The sequence below is a fragment of the Stenotrophomonas sp. X genome, assembly GCF_055721025.1.
Genome location: NZ_CM146756.1, coordinates 2690281 through 2707890, shown reverse-complemented (window position 1 = coordinate 2707890; position 17610 = coordinate 2690281). Strand labels below are relative to the sequence as shown.

11 protein-coding genes are annotated in these 17610 nt (G+C 66.6%); 3 read left to right on the top strand and 8 right to left on the bottom strand.

What is annotated here, in order from left to right:
• Nucleotides 1–69: 69 nt before the first annotated feature.
• Genes ACZ75I_RS12570 through ACZ75I_RS12560 form a run of 3 tightly spaced genes read right to left on the bottom strand, consistent with a single transcriptional unit; the run spans nt 70 to nt 5183 of the window.
• Nucleotides 70–3243 (bottom strand): multidrug efflux RND transporter permease subunit, encoded by a 3174-nt coding sequence (locus tag ACZ75I_RS12570; protein ID WP_180869840.1) that lies wholly within the window; start codon nt 3241–3243, stop codon nt 70–72.
• A 15-nt stretch (nt 3244–3258) separates the two neighbouring features.
• The gene (locus ACZ75I_RS12565; protein ID WP_069139730.1) at nt 3259–4527 is read right to left on the bottom strand and encodes an efflux RND transporter periplasmic adaptor subunit; all 1269 of its coding nucleotides are present in this window, start codon (nt 4525–4527) and stop codon (nt 3259–3261) included.
• A complete protein-coding gene (locus ACZ75I_RS12560) occupies nt 4527–5183 on the bottom strand; it encodes a TetR/AcrR family transcriptional regulator (protein WP_061480087.1) in 657 nt (218 codons plus the stop codon). The genes ACZ75I_RS12565 and ACZ75I_RS12560 overlap by 1 nt, the downstream gene beginning before the upstream one ends.
• A 292-nt stretch (nt 5184–5475) precedes the next feature.
• On the opposite strand from ACZ75I_RS12560, the gene ACZ75I_RS12555 reads away from it, so the two are divergent.
• The 3 genes from ACZ75I_RS12555 to ACZ75I_RS12545 all read left to right on the top strand — a co-directional run bounded on the left by ACZ75I_RS12555 (nt 5476) and on the right by ACZ75I_RS12545 (nt 12457).
• Complete coding sequence (locus ACZ75I_RS12555; RefSeq protein ID WP_429000341.1) at nt 5476–10410, top strand: NAD-glutamate dehydrogenase; 4935 nt, start codon at nt 5476–5478, stop codon at nt 10408–10410.
• A gap of 281 nt (nt 10411–10691) precedes the next feature.
• Nucleotides 10692–11465 (top strand): NAD kinase, encoded by a 774-nt coding sequence (locus ACZ75I_RS12550; protein ID WP_032962058.1) that lies wholly within the window; start codon nt 10692–10694, stop codon nt 11463–11465.
• 47 nt (nt 11466–11512) lie between these two features.
• Entirely contained in the window at nt 11513–12457 is a 945-nt protein-coding gene (locus tag ACZ75I_RS12545; RefSeq protein WP_061480084.1) for a 5'-nucleotidase, read from the top strand.
• Nucleotides 12458–12517: 60 nt separating this feature from the next.
• Here the strand turns inward: ACZ75I_RS12545 and ACZ75I_RS12540 are convergent, their stop codons facing one another.
• From ACZ75I_RS12540 to ACZ75I_RS12520, 5 genes are read right to left on the bottom strand one after another with little or no spacing between them, the layout of a single operon-like run.
• The gene (locus ACZ75I_RS12540) at nt 12518–13069 is read right to left on the bottom strand and encodes a DUF2939 domain-containing protein (RefSeq protein WP_061480083.1); all 552 of its coding nucleotides are present in this window, start codon (nt 13067–13069) and stop codon (nt 12518–12520) included.
• Nucleotides 13070–13111: 42 nt separating this feature from the next.
• The gene (locus ACZ75I_RS12535; protein ID WP_061480082.1) at nt 13112–14104 is read right to left on the bottom strand and encodes an aldo/keto reductase; all 993 of its coding nucleotides are present in this window, start codon (nt 14102–14104) and stop codon (nt 13112–13114) included.
• The gene (locus ACZ75I_RS12530; protein WP_472958008.1) at nt 14104–14790 is read right to left on the bottom strand and encodes a DUF2461 domain-containing protein; all 687 of its coding nucleotides are present in this window, start codon (nt 14788–14790) and stop codon (nt 14104–14106) included. The genes ACZ75I_RS12535 and ACZ75I_RS12530 overlap by 1 nt, the downstream gene beginning before the upstream one ends.
• Complete coding sequence (sbcB, locus tag ACZ75I_RS12525) at nt 14787–16226, bottom strand: exodeoxyribonuclease I (RefSeq protein ID WP_061480081.1); 1440 nt, start codon at nt 16224–16226, stop codon at nt 14787–14789. Before sbcB ends, ACZ75I_RS12530 begins: the two co-directional genes overlap by 4 nt.
• Nucleotides 16226–17593, bottom strand: coding sequence for an FAD-dependent oxidoreductase (locus tag ACZ75I_RS12520; RefSeq protein ID WP_242891143.1), 1368 nt, complete (start codon nt 17591–17593; stop codon nt 16226–16228). The genes sbcB and ACZ75I_RS12520 overlap by 1 nt, the downstream gene beginning before the upstream one ends.
• Nucleotides 17594–17610: the final 17 nt, after the last annotated feature.

Here is a 17610-nt window from a genome sequence, read left to right as displayed (position 1 = left end):
AATTCAACTGAGGGAAAAAAAAGGCCCCGGATCGCTCCGGGGCCTTTTCGTTCTCAGCGCACCGCCGGATCAACGATCCGGACGGTGTGCGGCATCCGCGTCGCGCTGGCGTTCCATGAACTCCTTGGACGGTTCGTCCAGTTTGTCGCCCAGCATGCGGCGCACGACCACGAAGAACACCGGGATCATCAGCAGGCCGAGCAGGGTGGCGAACAGCATGCCGCCGATCACGCCGGTACCGATGGCGTGGCGGGAGTTGGCGCCGGCACCGGTGGAGATCGCCATCGGGATCACGCCCATGATGAACGCGAACGACGTCATCAGGATCGGGCGGAACCGCAGGCGCGCCGCTTCGATGGTGGCATCACGCAGGTTCTTGCCTGCTGCGCGCTGCTCCACCGCGAACTCCACGATCAGGATCGCGTTCTTCGCCGCCAGGCCGATCACGGTGATCAGGCCGATCTTGAAGAACAGATCGTTGGGCAGGCCGCGCAGCATCGACAGGCCGAGGGCACCCAGCACGCCCAGCGGCACCACCAGCAGCACCGCCACCGGGATCGACCAGCTTTCATACAGCGCGGCCAGGCACAGGAACACCACCACGATGGACAGCACCAGCAGCAGGGTCGCAGCGTTGCCGGCCAGGATTTCCTGGTAGGACATGCCCGACCAGTCGTAGCCGAAGCCGGCCGGCAGGTCGTCGTTGACGATGCCTTCCATGGCCTGCATCGCCTCACCCGAGCTGGTGCCCGGTGCCTGCGAACCGACGATGTTGATCGCCGAGTAGCCGTTGTAGCGGCTCAGTGACGGCGGCGCCGACACCCATTCGGACTTGACCACCGTGTTGAGCGGGATCATCGCGTTGGTGCCATCGGCGTTCTGGGTCAGGCTGGACGGGCTGTAGAAGCTCTTCAGCGATTCCTGGCCAGTGCGGTACGGGCCATCGGCCTGCATGGTCACGCGCTTGATGCGGCCTTCGTAGAAGAAGTCGTTGACGTACACCGGGGCCAGCATCAGCTGGATGGTGCTGTACACGTCCGACACCGACATGCCCATCGACTGCGCCTGCACGCGGTCCACGTGCAGCTGCAGCTGCGGCGCGTTCTCCAGACCGTTGGGGCGCACGCCAACCAGGTGGTCCGGCTTCTGCGCGGCCTGGCCGAGCAGGATGTTGCGGGCCTGGGTCAACTGTTCGTAGCCGGCACCGCTACGGTCCTGCAGCCACATGTCAAAGCCACCGAACTGGCCGAGGCCCTGCACGGTGGGCAGGTTGACCACGAAGATCTGCGCTTCCTTGATACCGTAGAACGCGCCGTTCATGTTCTGGATGAACTCGGGCGCGGTGAACTTGCGTTCCTCCCACGGCTTCAGGCGGATGAAGCCCATGCCCACGTTCTCGCCGGAACCGACGAAGCTGAAGCCGGCCACCTGCAGCATGCCTTCATAGCCATCCTGCTTTTCCAGGATGCCACGCATCTGCGCGAACACTTCGTTGGTCTGGCCCTTGGTGGAGCCCGGCGGCAGCTGCACGATCGCCAGCGCATAGCCCTGGTCTTCTTCCGGCAGGAAGCTGCCCGGCATGCGGGTGAACAGGAAGCCGCACAGCGCGGTCAGCACCACGAACAGGATCATCCAGCGCGGCGCATGGCGCACCGCCGAGGTGATGTGGCCCACATAGGTGTGGCTGATCTTGTCGTAGTACTTGTTGAAGGTGCGGTAGACGATGTTCGGGTTGTCGTTGTGCGTCGGCTTGAGGAACGTCGCGCACAGCGCCGGGGTGAAGCCCAGGGCCAGGAACGCCGAGAATGCCATCGAGATGGCGATGGTCAGCGCGAACTGCTTGTAGATCTCACCGGCGGCACCGCCCTGCAGGGCGGACGGGATGAACACCGCGGCCAGCACGACGGTGATCGCCACCACCGCGCCGGTGATCTGGGTCATCGCCTTCTGCGTGGCCGGCTTCGGCGCCAGGCCTTCCTCGCTCATGATGCGTTCGACGTTCTCGATCACCACGATCGCGTCGTCGACCACGATGCCGATCGCCAGCACCATCGCGAACAGCGTCAGCTGGTTGATCGTGAAGCCGATCATCCACATGCCCAGGAAGGTACCGAGCAGGGCGACCGGGATCACCAGGGTCGGGATCAGGGTGGCGCGGAAGTTCTGCAGGAAGATCAGCATCACCAGGAACACCAGCAAGACCGCTTCAAACAGGGTCTTGACCACTTCCTGGATCGAGATCTTGACGAAGGTGGTGCTGTCGTACGGCGAGAACCAGGTGACCCCGGCCGGGAAGCTGGGCTGCAGCTCGTCCATCTTGGCGCGCACCGCTTCGGCCACGTTCAGGGCGTTGGCGCCCGGCAGCAGCTGGATGGCGAAGGCGCCGGTCGGCTTGCCGTTGTACTGGGTGTCGAAACCGTAGTTGTTGGCACCGAAGGCAACGCGGGCGATGTCCTTCAGCAGCACGCGCGAACCGTCAGCATTGGCGCGCAGGATGATGTTCTCGAACTCCTGCGGCGAGCTGAAGCGGCCTTCGGCCGAGACCGTGGCGGTGAAGTGCTGGCCTTCCGGCGAGGGGTCCGAACCCAGCGCACCGGCGGCGAACTGCACGTTCTGCGCACGCACCGCGGCCAGTACCTGGCTGGCCGACAGGCCATAGCCCTGCATCTTTTCCGGGTTCAGCCAGATGTTCATGGCGTACTCGGAACCGAACTGCTGGGTGCTGCCGACGCCGGGGATGCGCGAGACCTGGTCGAGCACGCGCGAACCGACGATGTCGTTCAGGGCGTCACGGTTGATGGTCGGGGTATCGGACTGCAGCGCCACCACCATCAGGAAGCCGGCGTTGGCCTTGGCCACCACCACACCCTGCTGGGTCACTTCCGAAGGCAGGCGTGGCGTGGCCAGCGAGACCTTGTTCTGCACCTGCACCTGGGCGATGTCCGGATCGGTACCGGTCTCGAAGGTCAGGGTGATCTGCGCACGGCCGTTGGAGGCGGACGAGGAGCTGAAGTACAGCAGGTGATCGATGCCGGTCAGCTGCTGCTCGATCACCTGGGTGACCGACTTTTCCGTGGTATCGGCGCTGGCGCCCGGGTAGGTCGCCGAGACGGTGACCTGCGGCGGGGCGATGTTGGGATAGGACTCCACGCCCAGGTTGAGGATCGCGATCACGCCGCTGAGCGAGATCAGGATCGCAACCACCCAGGCGAAGACTGGATGTTCGATGAAAAATTTAGGCATGACGGAAGGTTCCCGTTACTGCTTGTTCGAATCGGTGGCGGCCGGCTTGGCCGCATCGGCCTGCTCGGGCTTGGCCGCGTCGGCCGGTGCCTTGCCTGCAGCCGGTGCAGCGCCCGCCGGGGCGGCGCCGCCTGCGGCCGGCTTGCCGTTGGCATCCTGGCCCGGGGTCCACGGCTTGGCCACCGCCGGTGCACCTTCCTTGACCTTCTGCACGCCAGCCACGATCACCTTGTCACCGGCGGCCAGGCCGTCGCTGACCAGCCAGTTGCCGTTCTGCGCGCCATCGGTCTTCACGTTCTTGCGCACGACCTTGCCGTCGGCGCCGACCACCATCACGTAGCCGCCGGTGGTATCGCGCAGCAGGGCCTGCTGCGGCACTAGGAAGGCGTTGTTGCGCTCGCCCAGGTTGGCCTGGAAGCTGACGAAGGCGCCCGGCAGCAGGATCTGCTGCGGGTTCGGCAGCAGCGCGCGCAACGAGACGGCGCCGGTGGCCGGGTCGACCGTGGTCGAGGAAAAGTCCAGCGTGCCCGGCTCACCATAGGTGGTGCCGTCGGCGAGCTTGACGTTGACCGTGGCCTTGCCGTCGCCGGACAGCGCCAGCGCGCCCTTGGCCTGCTGCGCGCGCAGCTGGGTCAGTTCGTCCACGCTCAACGAGAAGTTGACGTACAGCGGGTCGAGCTGGTCGACGGTGGTCAGCAGGGTCACATCGCCCTGGCCCACCAGCGCGCCCTCGGTGACCTGCTGCTTGTTGGCCACGCCACTGATCGGCGCGGTCACTTCGGCATAGCCCAGGTTGATCCGCGAGGAGGTCACTGCCGCTTCGGCCTGCTTGACCGCGGCCAGCGCGGTGCGCTCGGCCGATTCGGCGTTGTCCAGGTCGGACTTGGAGACGAACTGCTGCGGGGCCAGCGAGCGTGCGCGGTCGGCGGCGACCTTGGCGTTGGCGTAGGTCGCGCGGGCCGAGGCCAGCTGGGCCTCGGAAGCGTTGAGCGAGGCACGCAGCGGCGCCGGGTCGATCAGGAACAGGGTCTGGCCCTGCTTGACCTGCGAGCCTTCCTGGTAGACGCGCTTGAGCAGCACGCCGGGCACGCGTGCGCGGACGTCGGCACTGCGGAACGGCGACAGGCGGCCGACCAGCTCGCGCTGCAGCGGCAGGGTCTGCGGCTTGGCGTCGATCACGCCCACCTCCGGCGGCGGGGGCGTCTGCTGTTCCGGCTTCTTGCAGGCAGCCAGCGCGACAGCAACGGCGCACGTCAAGGCAAGGGTGCGGAGTGGGGCGGTCATCAGGAGGAACTCCGGGGTTGGTTTGTAGACGGGGCCGGCGACGGCTGAGGCGCGAAGGCGCGCAGGAAGCTGTCGACGGAGAACTCTGCCCAGCGCCGACGCAAGAGCGCGTCATCACGGTGGGGGGTATGGAAGCGCTGTTTGTCGAAATCCTGACCGGCGATCATGCTCAGCAGCAGCTCGGCCATGAAGTGCGGGTCGTCATGCCGGAGCTGGCCCTGCATGCAAACGGTTTCAATCCATTCAGCAAGATGAAGCGTCAGTGCGCCGGCGCCATGCCGGTACAGGGTACGCGCCTCTTCGGGAAACTGGGCCGCGTCGGCGGCGATCAGCCGGCAGGCCTGGCCCACGTGCGGTTGGTTGAAGTGCTCCAGGAAGTCGGTGGCGAACTGGAGCAGGCTGGCACGCAGGTCGTCAGTGCGGAGTGCACGAACCATGGCGCCGGTAGCGTGGCCGACGTGGCGCTGCATTACCCGGCGCAGCAGTTGCTGCTTGCTGCCGTAGCGCGAGTAGAGGGTCTGCTTGGAACAGCCGGCATGCTGGGCCACCGCGTCCATGCTCATCTGCATGCCCTGCTGGGCCAGCAGTTCGCGCACGGCATCGAACACGCGCTCATCGCGTGCGTCGAGGGCAACGGGAAGGTAGGCCGGGTTCACGCGGTGGACTATACCGTCCAGTTCAGGATTGTGGAATCGAATCGGTGTCGCCGCGTGTGTCTTCCGGTAACACGCTTTGCCGATCCTGTCGGCAGTGCTTAAGCAGGCGCCCGCTCCATACCGGAGCGAACTGAATAGGCGTCTAAACCGCAGCAAACCCGGATCTGCTTATTCCGTCCTGCAGCAAGGCCTTTTCGTGCGGTAGGGCTACAATTTCATTTTCCCAACTGAGCAAGCGCATCGCTCTGCCATGAAACCGCAAAAAACCGCAGCCAAGACCGTGAAAAACAAGATGAAACCAGCAGAGTCGGAGGTCGCAGCGACCGCTGGTTTCTCCCTGGAGCCGGTGTACACGGCCTTGCGCAAGCGCTACCCCGCGGCCGCACAGGCCGAAGCAGTGGCCTTCGCCACTGACTTCTACAAGCGCATGGAGTCGGACGAGTTCCCGCACCACAGCGCTGAAGAGTGGGCCGCTCTCGCGGCTGAGACGCTGGAATTCGCCCGGGCCCGCAAGGCTGGCAAGGCCAACGTCCGCGTGTTCAATCCGACCGCGAAGGCCAACGGTTGGGAATCGCCGCATACCGTGCTGCAGATCGTCAACGACGACATGCCGTTCCTGGTCGATACCGTCACCATGTCGCTGGCCGAGCAGGGCGTGGGCGTCCACGTGCTGGGCCACCCGGTACTGCGTTTCACCCGCGACAAGGCCGGCAAGCTGGTCAAGGTCGGCGAAGGTGATGCCGAGTCGGTGATGCTGCTGGAGATCGACCGCCAGCCGGCCGATGCAATGGCTGCCATCGAGCAGGCCATCAACAAGGCGCTGGATGAAGTGCGTGCGATCGTGCGCGACTGGCAGCCGATGAAGGACAAGGCGCTGGCACTGGCCGACGACCTGGGCAGCCGCCAGCTGCCGGTCGACGACGCGTCGCGCAAGGAAGCACAGGAGTTCCTGCGCTGGGCCGCTGACAACCACTTCACCTTCTTCGGCTACCGCGAGTACCGCGTCGAGAAGCAGGGCAAGGAAGAGGTGCTGGCGCCGCTGAACGACACCGGCCTGGGCCTGATGCGTGGCAAGGACAAGTCCGCCGCCCGTCCGGTCAAGACGCTGGCCGCGCAGGGCCTGAACACCACGTCCGGTTTGAAGGATGCGCTGATCCTGACCAAGACCAATGCCCGTTCGCGCGTGCACCGCGCCGGCTACATGGACTACATCGGCGTGCTGGAGTTCGACGCCAAGGGCAAGATCATCGGCGAGCAGCGTTTCCTCGGGCTGTTCACCTCCAGCGCCTACAACCGTCGCCCGTGGGAAATCCCGCTGGTGCGCCAGCGCCACGAGCACGTGATGAAGCAGTCCGGGTTGGCCCCCGCCAGCCACAGTGGCAAGGCCCTGCGCCATATCCTGGAAACCCTGCCGCGCGAAGAACTGTTCCAGTCCAGCGAGGACGAACTGTTCCGCACCGCGATGGGCGTGCTGGGCCTGCAGGAACGCGTGCGCAGCCGCCTGTTCCTGCGCCGCGACAAGTACAGCCGTTTCATCTCCGCGCTGGTCTACCTGCCGCGCGAGCGCTTCAACACCGACGTGCGCCTGCGCATCGAAGCAATGCTCAAGGACGCGCTGCACGGCGAGTTCGTCGACAGCTCGGTGGTGCTGGGCGAATCGCCGCTGGCGCAGGTGCACCTGATCGTGCGCCCGAAGCCGGGTGAAATGCTCGACGTCGACACCGCCGAACTGGAGCAGAAGCTGGCGCAGGTGCTGCGCAACTGGCAGGACGACCTGCGCGAAGCGCTGGTGAGCCGCCACGGCGAGACCGAAGGCCTGCGCATCGCCGCCCGCATCGGCAAGGCGCTGCCGGCCGGCTACATCGAAGACAACAGCACCGCCGTTGCCGCCAACGATGTCAGCCAGCTCGACGCGCTGACCGGCCCGGACGACCTGCGCCTGAGCCTGCAGGCCGTGCCGCGCGAAAGCGGCGATGGCCTGCGCCTGAAGCTGTATCGCCAGCTGGATGACATCCCGCTGTCGGACGCGCTGCCGATGATGGAAAACATGGGCCTGCGCGTGATCGCCGAACGTCCGTACCGCCTGTCGGTCGACAACGCGCCGGTGTACGTGCAGGACTTCGAGGTCGAGTCGACCGCTGGCGCGATCGATGCCGCCAGTGTCGATGAAGCCTTCGGCGAGACCTTCGCCCGCGTCTGGCACGGCGACGCCGAGAACGACGGCTTCAACCGCCTGGTGCTGGCAGCTGGCCTGCACTGGCGCCAGGTCGCCATGCTGCGTGGCTACTGCAAGTACCTGCTGCAGACCGGCGTGCCGTTCTCGCAGGCCTACGTGGAAGGCACCTTCGCGCGTTACCCGCTGCTGGCCCGCCTGCTGGTCGAACTGTTCGAGGCCCGCTTCGATCCGGCCACCGGCCATGAGAGCAAGGACGACATCGCGGCCGGCCAGGCCCAGCTGAAGGCCCACTTCGATGTGCTGGCCGCTGGCGACGATGCCACCCTGAAGGTGCTCAAGAGCGTGGTCGATGCCCGCAAGGGTGACCGCGACGCGCAGATGCAGGCCGCGCGCGATGCGCTGCTGAAGCTGATGGATCGCGTGTCCAGCCTGGACGAGGACCGCATCCTGCGCTCGTTCATGGGCGTGATCGACGCGACCCTGCGTACCAGCTACTACCAGACCGATGCCAACGGCCAGCACGGCCATGTCATCAGCTTCAAGTTCGATTCGGCGCTGGTGCCGGACCTGCCGAAGCCGCGCCCGTACCGCGAGATCTTCGTGTACGGTCCGCGCGTGGAAGGTACCCACCTGCGCTTTGGTGCGGTTGCGCGTGGCGGCCTGCGCTGGTCGGACCGTCGCGAAGACTTCCGCACCGAAGTGCTGGGCCTGGTCAAGGCACAGATGGTCAAGAACACCGTCATCGTGCCGGTCGGCGCGAAGGGTGGCTTCTTCGCCAAGACCCCGCCGGTGAACGGCGATCGCGACGCGATCTTCGCCAATGGCGTGGCCTGCTACAAGCTGTTCATCCAGGGCCTGCTGGACATCACCGACAACATCGTCAACAACAAGATCGTGCCGCCGGTGGATGTCGTGCGCCACGACATGGACGATCCGTACCTGGTGGTGGCCGCCGACAAGGGCACCGCGACCTTCTCCGACATCGCCAACGGCCTGGCCATCGCGCACGGCTTCTGGATGGGCGATGCGTTCGCCTCCGGTGGTTCGGTCGGCTACGACCACAAGGGCATGGGCATCACCGCGCGCGGCGCGTGGGAATCGGTCAAGCGCCACTTCCGTGCGCTGGGCCGTGACAGCCAGAGCCAGGACTTCACTGCGGTCGGCGTCGGCGACATGTCCGGCGACGTGTTCGGCAACGGCATGCTGCTGTCGCGCCATATCCGCCTGGTCGCTGCGTTCGACCACCGCCACATCTTCCTGGACCCGAATCCGGATGCGGCCACGTCGTTCATCGAGCGTGAGCGCCTGTTCACCCTGCCGCGTTCGAGCTGGGCGGACTACGACACCAAGCTGATCAGCAAGGGCGGCGGCGTGTACCCGCGCAGCCTGAAGTCGATCGAGATCACCCCGCAGGTGCGTGAAGCGCTGGGCCTGGACGAGAACGTCAAGGCGCTGTCGCCGAACGATCTGATGAGCGCGATCCTGAAGGCGCCGGTCGACCTGCTGTGGAACGGCGGCATCGGTACCTACGTCAAGGCCGCCAGCGAGCAGCACAGTGATGTCGGCGACCGCGCCAACAACGCACTGCGCGTGAACGGTGGCGAGCTGCGCTGCAAGGTGGTGGGCGAGGGCGGCAACCTGGGCATGACCCAGCTGGGCCGCATCGAAGCTGCCCAGGCTGGCGTGCTGCTCAACACCGACTTCATCGACAACTCGGCCGGTGTCGACACCTCCGACCACGAAGTCAACATCAAGATCCTGCTCAACGATGTGGTGCGGGCCAAGAAGCTGACCGTCGAGCAGCGCAACAAGCTGCTGGCCTCGATGACCGATGAAGTCGCCGAGCTGGTGCTCAACGACAACTATCGCCAGAACCAGGCACTGAGCCTGATGGAGCGGATGGCGGTCAAGCGCCTGGGGTCCAAGCAGCACTTCATCCGTACCCTGGAACAGCAGGGCCTGCTCGACCGCCAGATCGAGTTCCTGCCGTCCGACGCCGAGCTGTCCCAGCGCAAGGCACGCGGCCAGGGCCTGACCCGTCCGGAACTGTCGGTGCTGCTGTCCTACTCCAAGCTGGTGGCGTTCAACCAGCTGCTGGATTCGGACATCCCGGAAGATCCGTACCTGTCCAAGGAACTGCAGCGCTACTTCCCGACCCCGCTGCAGAAGAAGTACGCCGACGCGATGGAGCGTCACCGCCTGAAGCGCGAAATCATCGCCACGGCCGTAACCAACCAGACCATCAACCGCATGGGCGCCACCTTCCTGATGCGCATGCAGGAAGACACCGGCCGTTCCATCGCCGAGGTCGCCAAGGCCTACACCATCAGCCGCGAAACGCTGGATGCACGCGCGCTGTGGGCGCAGATCGATGCCCTCGACGGCAAGGTACCGGAGTCGGTGCAGATCGATGCGCTGGAAGTGATCTGGAAGCTGCAGCGCTCGTTCGTGCGCTGGCTGCTGTCGCGCCCGGGCGCGATGCCGGGCATCACCGAAGCGGTCAACCGCTACCAGGGTCCGTTCAACGACATCCGCGTTGCTTCGGGTGTGCTGCCGGATTCGCAGCGTCCGACCTACGAAGCCCTGGTGGCCGAGTGGAAGGAAAAGGGCCTGCCGTCTGCACTGGCACAGCAGCTGGCCGAACTGCACTTCCTGGAGCCGGCGTTCGACATCATCGAACTGGCCCGCACCCGCAAGCTGAAGCCGGTGGACGTGTCCAAGGTCCACTTCCGCTTGGGCGATGCCCTGCAGCTGCCGTGGCTGTTCGAGCAGGTCGACGCGTTGGAGGTCAACGGTCGTTGGCACGCGGTGGCGCGTGGCGTGCTGCGTGACGAGCTGGCAGCCAACCACCGCAACCTGGCCGGGCAGGTGCTGGGCACCAAGGGCAACAGTGCCGAGGCCAAGGTCGCTGCCTGGATGGGCCGCGACGACAACAGCCTGCGCTTCACCCTGGCGATGCTGGCCGAACTGGCCGAGCAGAAGACCCTGGACTACCCGACCGTCTCGGTCGCGGTGCAGCGCCTGGGCCAGCTGGCCGCGCATGGTGCGTAAGCGCATTCGCGCTGACGCCCCACGGATTGCTCTGCAAACCGTGGGCCCCATGCCAACCATGCTCCCAGACCCCCGCGCCGTTGGCGCGCCCCCCTGACTCAGGGGGGCTCCTGATCTGCAGCAGTTGGAGGAACGGCCCCGCGAAAGCGGGGCCGTTCTGCATTGTCTGGTAGTGCCGGCCGCTGGCCGGCAACCTCATGAATCGCAACCGGGTGCAGCAGCCGGCCAGCGGCCGGCACGACCGGGTATGCTCTTGCTGGCACACCCACCCGGATCCACCGATGAGCGACACCCCCCGCATCGCCTTCCTGGCCAGCGCCACCGAACCTGCACAGATGGCCCGCGCCGCGATGGTCTCGCGCTATGGCGATCACGCGCCGGAGCAGGCCGACGTGCTGTGTCCGCTGGGCGGCGACGGCTTCATGCTGCAGACCCTGCATCGGCACGGGCACCTGGGCAAGCCGGTGTTCGGCATGAAGCTGGGCACCGTCGGCTTCCTGATGAACCAGTACCGTGGCGACGACGACGTGCAGGCCCGCATTGCCCGTGCTGAACCGGCCAACCTGCGCCCGCTGGAAATGGTGGCGCTGACCGAGTCGGGCACCAGTACCGGTTCGCTGGCCTACAACGACGTGTCGCTGTTGCGCCAGACCCGGCAGGCCGCGCATATCGGCATCGACCTCAACGGCCAGGAACGCGTGGCCGAACTGATCGGTGACGGCGTGCTGGTGGCCACCCCGGCCGGCAGCACCGCCTACAACTATTCCGCGCACGGTCCGGTGCTGCCGCTGGGCTCGCACACCATCGCGCTGACGCCGTTGGCCCCGTACCGGCCGCGTCGTTGGCGCGGGGCGATTCTCAAGGCCGACACCGAGGTGCGTTTCCGCGTGCTGGATCCCTACAAGCGCCCGGTCAGCGTCACTGCGGATTCGCACGAGACCCGCGACGTGGTCGAGGTGACCATCCGCGAGTCGAAGGACCGCCGCGTAACCCTGCTGTTCGACCCGGAGCACAACCTGGAAGACCGGATCCTGAGCGAACAGTTCGTTTTTTGAGGACAATGGGCGGCCGGCCCCGCCGACCGCTTGAAGGACCCCCACCGATGGGCGACAACTCCCCCCGTTTGCTGACCGTCGCGGTCACCTCGCGCGCGCTGTTCGACCTCGAGGAAAGCCATGCGCTGTTCGAGAGCGATGGCGTGGCGGCCTATGCCGAGTTCCAGCGCCAGCATGAGGACGACATCCTCGGCCCCGGCGTGGCCTTTCCCGTGGTGCGCAAGCTGCTGGCACTGAACCAGGGCGCCAGCCCGGAGAACCCGCGGGTCGAGGTGATCCTGCTGTCGCGCAACTCGGCCGATACCGGCCTGCGCATCTTCAACTCGATCCAGCACTACGGCCTGGGCATCATCCGTGCGACGTTCACCGCTGGCGAGCCGACCTGGCCGTATGTGAAGCCGTTCGGCACTGACCTGTTCCTGTCGGCCAACCCGGAATCGGTGCGCAGCGCGCTGCGCCATGGCATCGCGGCGGCGACCATCCTGCCCAAACCACCGGGTGAGACCGCGGCCGCAGCGGCAGACCAGATCGACATCGGCCGCCCTGCCGGGCAGCTGCGCATCGCCTTCGATGGTGACGCCGTGATCTTCGGTGACGAGAGTGAGCGCATTTCGCGCGAGCAGGGCGTGGAAGCCTTTGGCCGCCACGAACGCGAACGCGCCCGCGAGCCACTCAGTGGCGGCCCCTTCCGCGGCTTCCTGTCGGCCCTGCACACGCTGCAGGAAGTGTTCCCGGCTGGCGACAGCGCGCCGATCCGTACCGCACTGGTGACCGCGCGGTCGGCCCCGGCGCACGAGCGGGTGATCCGCACCCTGCGGGAGTGGGGCGTGCGCCTGGACGAAGCGCTGTTCCTCGGCGGCCGGCACAAGGGGCCGTTCCTGCAGGCCTTCGGTGCCGACATCTTCTTCGATGATTCGCAGCACAACATCGACAGCGCCCGCGAGCATGTGGCTGCCGGCCACGTACCGCACGGCGTCGCCAACGAGGGATAGGGCGGATTCGACCGGTAGGTGCCAACCTTGGTTGGCGCTGCCGTCAGGCCACGGGTCCGATCAAGGGCTGCCCGACATCCCCAGCTGCAGGTCCACCACTTTCCAGCGCAGGCCCTGCGGCTCCAGCACCACCTTCATCGGTGGCTGGCCGGGGCCGCGATCCACATCGATCACGAAGCGATCGAACGCCTCGAAATGGTGCTCGGCGTGCTTCAACGGTCGCGCGGGTTCGGTCGGGCCGAAGGCATCGCCGCCCTGCAGTTCATTGCGGCCACGCTTCCACAGCACGTGGCCCTGCAGCATCGCGCCGATCCCGGTCGGGGTCACCATGGTTTCCACCGCGGCCCCCCCGAGCTGATCGCCCAGGCCGTAGAGCAGGGCTCCGAACGGGCTGGCCGCCACGTCCGGGCCCGCCTGGCGCACCAGGTAATCATTGAGCTGCGCACGCAGGCTGCTGCGCACGCGCGGGAAATCGACGTAACGCTCCAGGCGCGCGGTGTCGCGCTGTTCGATGGCCTTGGACAAGCCATTGACAGTCAGGTACGGGCCGCCGAACCACCAGGCCGCCAAGGCCAGGACCAGCAGCACAAGCAGTGCGGTGAGCTTCTTCATGCCGGACAGACTGCCGCAACGGCGGCAGTGCCGGGTGAAGACTCACTGACTGGGCGAACCACGGCCATCACCGAAGGCATCGACCAGCTGTTGCCGTTCCGCCGGGCTCAGCGCCTCCACGCGCGTTGCCAAGACCTCGTCCAGGCTGCGGATGCGGGTGGTGCCGAGGATGCCGCTGGCCACACCGGGATGCCCCAATGCGTAGGCGAAGGCGGTCTGGGCCGGACGCTGGCTGTGGATCGTGGCCACTGCCCGGCGCATCTGGCGGGCACTGCGCATCAGCTGGCGGCTGCTGGGTTTCAGCCAGGCGCGCGCCAGGTACCAGCCATCGGCCAGCCGTGGCAGGCGCGGGCGTGCGGGCAGCAGGTGGCCCTGCGCCAGCACGGTGCCGGCCAGCACGCCGATGCCCACTGCCTGCAGCTGATCGATAAGCGGTTCGCGGTCCTGCTGCAGGGCGTTGTAGTCCAGCAGCACCACATCGAAGGCATCTGGATGGGCGATCATCCAGCGCAGGGTCGAGGCCGAGTGGGTGTTGATGCCGGTGTATCGGATCAACCCACGTTCGCGCAGGCGCTGCAGTGCCGCCAGCAGGTCGTCACTGATGTCGTGTTCGCTGGCGCCATGCAGCTGGTAGACATCAAGATGGTCCAGGCCGAGGTTGCGCAGCGACGCCTCGCAGCTGGCGGTGATGGCCGCGGGCGAGAAATTGCGTTGCTCGGCGCCGCTGATGCCGGCCTGGCCGGTCAGCGTGCCGCCCTTGCTTGAGATCACCAGTGAATCGCGCGGGTACTGCTTCAGCAACGGGCGCAGGATGCGGCCCAGGCGCGGCTCGGCATGGAAGCCGGAATAGTTGTGACCGGTATCGAGCAGGTTCACCCCGTGGGCAAGCGCATGCTCGACCACGGCAGCTGCCTCATGCTCGGGGAAGCGGCGATGACCCCAGAAGCCGGAGCAGCCCAACCCGATCGGTGAAACGGCCAGGCCGGTGCGGCCGAGCACGCGCCGCTGGCGGGCCAGCGGAAGATTCTGCGACATCAGAATTCCAGGTCCAGCGCAGCGCACAGGTAGTCGACGAACGGGCCGAGCGCGGCCAGGTCCTTGCCCAGCGTGGACAGCAGGCGTGGGCCGGTCATGGTGGCGTCGTCCAGCGAGCGCCACATCACCCAGTTGCGGTGCTTGAGGTCGTCGATGAACTCGAAGTCGGCCGGGAAGCCACGCGGGGGCCGCACCAGCTTCTCGCTCTCCTCGAAATCGAAGCGCTTGCGCAGGGCCGGCGCATGCGCGGCGGCCTTCCAGCTGCCCGGGTTGTCGAGGATGAAGTGGCGCACGCGGCGCTGGGTTTCCGGTTCCGGGTGCCACAGGCCGGCACCGACAAAGCTCTCGCTTGGCTGCAGGTGCACATAGAACGAGGGCGCGGCCACTTCGCGACGGCGCTCATGGAACAGGCGCGCACCCTGCCAGGTCTTGTAAGGCGATTTGTCGTTGGAGAAACGCGCGTCGCGGTGGATGCGGAACAGGGAGCCGCCGACGCCGCGGGTATCGGCGCGGAAGTGTTCGCTGACCTCGGCAAGGGCTGGCTGAAGATCACCCAACAGGCGCAGGAACGGCTGTCGCACATGCTCTTCGTACTGCTGGCGGTGGTCGTTGAACCACGCCTTTTCGTTGTGGCGCGCCAGGCTGCGCAGGAACTTGAAGCTGGCGTCCGAGAAATAGGTACTCACAAGGTCTCCTGCAGGTGCTGGCCCCAGTCGCGCAACGATTGCAGCAGGGCCTGGCGCCGCGCGTCGTCGGGCGACTCGGCGGCCAGCGCATCGAGCTGTTGCTGGTACTGGGGCAGGTTGAGTTCGCCCAGGCCGCCGTCGCCGAGCAGGCGCTGGCGCCGGTAATCCTGCCAGCGCTGGCGTTCAGCCGGCGCGAGGCTGTCGGGATGATTGCGCGCACGGTAGCGGAACAGCAGCTCCGGCAGGCGCGGGTCGCGGAAGCGGCCTTCCAGCGCGGCCAGCTGCTCCGGCGCGGTGGTGCGTGCCAGCGCCAGCAGCGGCTTGTCGCCATTGCCGAGGAAGCCGTCATACAGCGAGGCATCGACATCGGCCACGGTCGCGACGCGGGGCTGGTTGTAGACCTGGCGTGCCTTCTCGGCCAGCTGTGGAGCGAACGCGCGCAGCCGTTCCACCTTGGCTTCGATCGCGGCCACGTCCAGGCCGAGGCGCGCATGGTCATCGGCGCGCAGGTGGTTCCATGCGATCAGTGCCGGCACCTTGTTCAGGTGTACTTCCTTCAGCGGCACGCGTGCCACGCCTTCGGGCAGCTCGCTGGCCCGCATGTACAGGCGCTGTGCGATCACCTCGGCCGGCAGGTCGAGCAGGTCGTCGATCTCGCCCTCCAGGTCGAACACGATCACCCGGTTGTTGATGGTCGGGTGCACGGCCAAGGGCAGAACCGGTGCGGCGCACAGGCGGCTGGCAGGGTAGCGCATGGAAATGTGCAGAACCGGCTTCATCGCCGCCACGTCCAGCAGGCCGCCGACGAAGCGCTTGTCGCGCAGCTTCAGCGCGTACTCCCACAGGCGCGGCTGCGACTGCTTGAACAGCCGTGCCATGCCGATGGTGGCGCGCACGTCTGACAGCGCTTCGTGCGCATCGCCTTCGCGCACATTGTTGGCCTCGGCCAGGTGCTCGAGCTTGAACGAGGTGGCGCCGTCCTCGCGCAGCGGCCACCGGATGCCGTCCGGGCGCATCGCGCGCATCAGCCGCAGCATGTCCAGCAGGTCCCAGCGCGAATTGCCGTTGCGCCACTCGCGTTCGTAGGGATCGTGGAAGTTGCGGAACAACCCGTAGCGGACGAACTCATCGTCGAAGCGCAGCGTGTTGTAGCCCAGCGCGCAGGTGCCGGATCGCGACATCAGTTCGTTGATGCGGTCGAAGGCTTCGGCCTCGCTGATACCCTCGGCCAGGGCCTGCTGCGGGGTGATGCCGGTGACCAGGGTGGCCATCGGCGAGGGCAGCAGGTCATCGGCCGGGCGCACGAAGAAGCTGACCGGCGTGTCGATCTCGTTGAGGTCGGCATCGGTGCGGATCGCGGCGAACTGCGAGATGCGGGTGCGCCGCGGGTCCTGGCCGAAGGTTTCCAGGTCGTAGAACAGGAAGCTGTCGGCCATCAGTGCGCGCCCTCCAGGACGGGCAACTGTGCGTGGATCTGCGCTTCCAGTGCGGCCCAGTCGATGTTGTCCAGTGAATCGTGACCGGTGGTGGCTGCAACCAGCAGGTCGCGCTGCAGTTCGGTGCGGCGCAGCGCCTCGGCGTAGGGCGTGTGCAGGAAGGTGACCATCGTGTAATGCGGCACGAAGCGGGTCGGCCAGCGCCGCTGCAGTTCCTGCTCCAGCTCGCGTTGCAGCAGGAATGCAGGGTCGGCCACGCGGTCGCGCATCTCCAGGTAGTTCTCAAGCGCCATCTGCTGGATGGCACGTGCATTCGGTTTGCGTTCGGCCTCGAACGCGGCGAACGCACCTTCCAGATCATCCGCTTCCATCAGATGGCGGGCCAGAGCCACGCAATCCTCGAACGCGCAGTTCATGCCCTGGCCGTGGAACGGCACCATCGCATGCGCAGCGTCACCGATCAGCACGGCGCGGCCCTGCTGATGCCAGCGGTCGAGGGTGAGCGTACCGAGCAGGCCCGGCGGGTGCTGTTCCCAGTCCACGCGCAGGTTCGGGATCAACGGCAGCGCGTCGGCGAACTCGCGTGCGAACAGGGCCTCGGCCTGCGCACCGGTATTGACCGTGGCGAAGCTGGGATCGCCCTGGTTGGGCAGGAACAGGGTGACCGTGAAAGTGCCTTCGTGATTGGGCAACGCGATGCACATGTAGTGGCCGCGCGGCCAGATGTGCAGCGCATTGCGCTCGATGCGGAAGCCGCCATCGGCAGCCGGCGGGATCTCCAGTTCCTTGTACGAATGGTCAAGGAAGGCGATGTCCTCGCCCAGCGGCGCACGACGGTTCATCGCCGCGCGCAGTGCCGAGCCCGCGCCGTCGGCGCCGATCAGGGTGTCAAAGCGGATGTCGTGCGGGCTGTCGTCACGGTCATCGATGAAACGCGCGTAGCCCGCATCGAAATCCACGGTATGCAGGCGACGATGGAAATGCACGGTGGCACCGGCCTGTTCGGCCAGTTCCAGCAGCGTGGTGTTCAGATCGCTGCGATGGATCGACCAGATCACCTCGCTGTCGTCGCGGCCATAGCGCTGCAGCTGCGGTTCGCCGTCGCGTGGATGCACCATGCGCCCGCGCATCATCACGGCGCGCGCCATCACCTCGTCTTCCACACCGGCCTGGCGCAGTGCATTGCGCCCGCGCTCGGCCAACGCCAGGTTGATCGAACGACCGCTCTCGTAGTCGGCAATGCGGGGATCGCCACGGCGTTCGTACAGGGTGATGCGCCAGCCTTGCCGTGACAGCAGGATGGCCAGCAGGGACCCGGCAAGGCCGGCACCGATAATGCTCAACGAGCGGGAGGCGTGTGCGATCAACGAACTGTCCAGCAGCA

Excerpts from the sequence above, each read along its gene's own strand:
- ACZ75I_RS12570 (WP_180869840.1), bottom strand. The coding sequence starts at position 3,243 with ATGCCTAAATTTTTCATCGAACATCCAGTCTTCGCCTGGGTGGTTGCG.
- ACZ75I_RS12555 (WP_429000341.1), top strand. The coding sequence starts at position 5,476 with ATGAAACCAGCAGAGTCGGAGGTCGCAGCGACCGCTGGTTTCTCCCTG.
- ACZ75I_RS12545 (WP_061480084.1), top strand. The coding sequence starts at position 11,513 with ATGGGCGACAACTCCCCCCGTTTGCTGACCGTCGCGGTCACCTCGCGC.
- ACZ75I_RS12535 (WP_061480082.1), bottom strand. The coding sequence starts at position 14,104 with ATGTCGCAGAATCTTCCGCTGGCCCGCCAGCGGCGCGTGCTCGGCCGC.
- sbcB (WP_061480081.1), bottom strand. The coding sequence starts at position 16,226 with ATGGCCGACAGCTTCCTGTTCTACGACCTGGAAACCTTCGGCCAGGAC.
- ACZ75I_RS12565 (WP_069139730.1), bottom strand. The coding sequence starts at position 4,527 with ATGACCGCCCCACTCCGCACCCTTGCCTTGACGTGCGCCGTTGCTGTC.
- ACZ75I_RS12540 (WP_061480083.1), bottom strand. The coding sequence starts at position 13,069 with ATGAAGAAGCTCACCGCACTGCTTGTGCTGCTGGTCCTGGCCTTGGCG.
- ACZ75I_RS12550 (WP_032962058.1), top strand. The coding sequence starts at position 10,692 with ATGAGCGACACCCCCCGCATCGCCTTCCTGGCCAGCGCCACCGAACCT.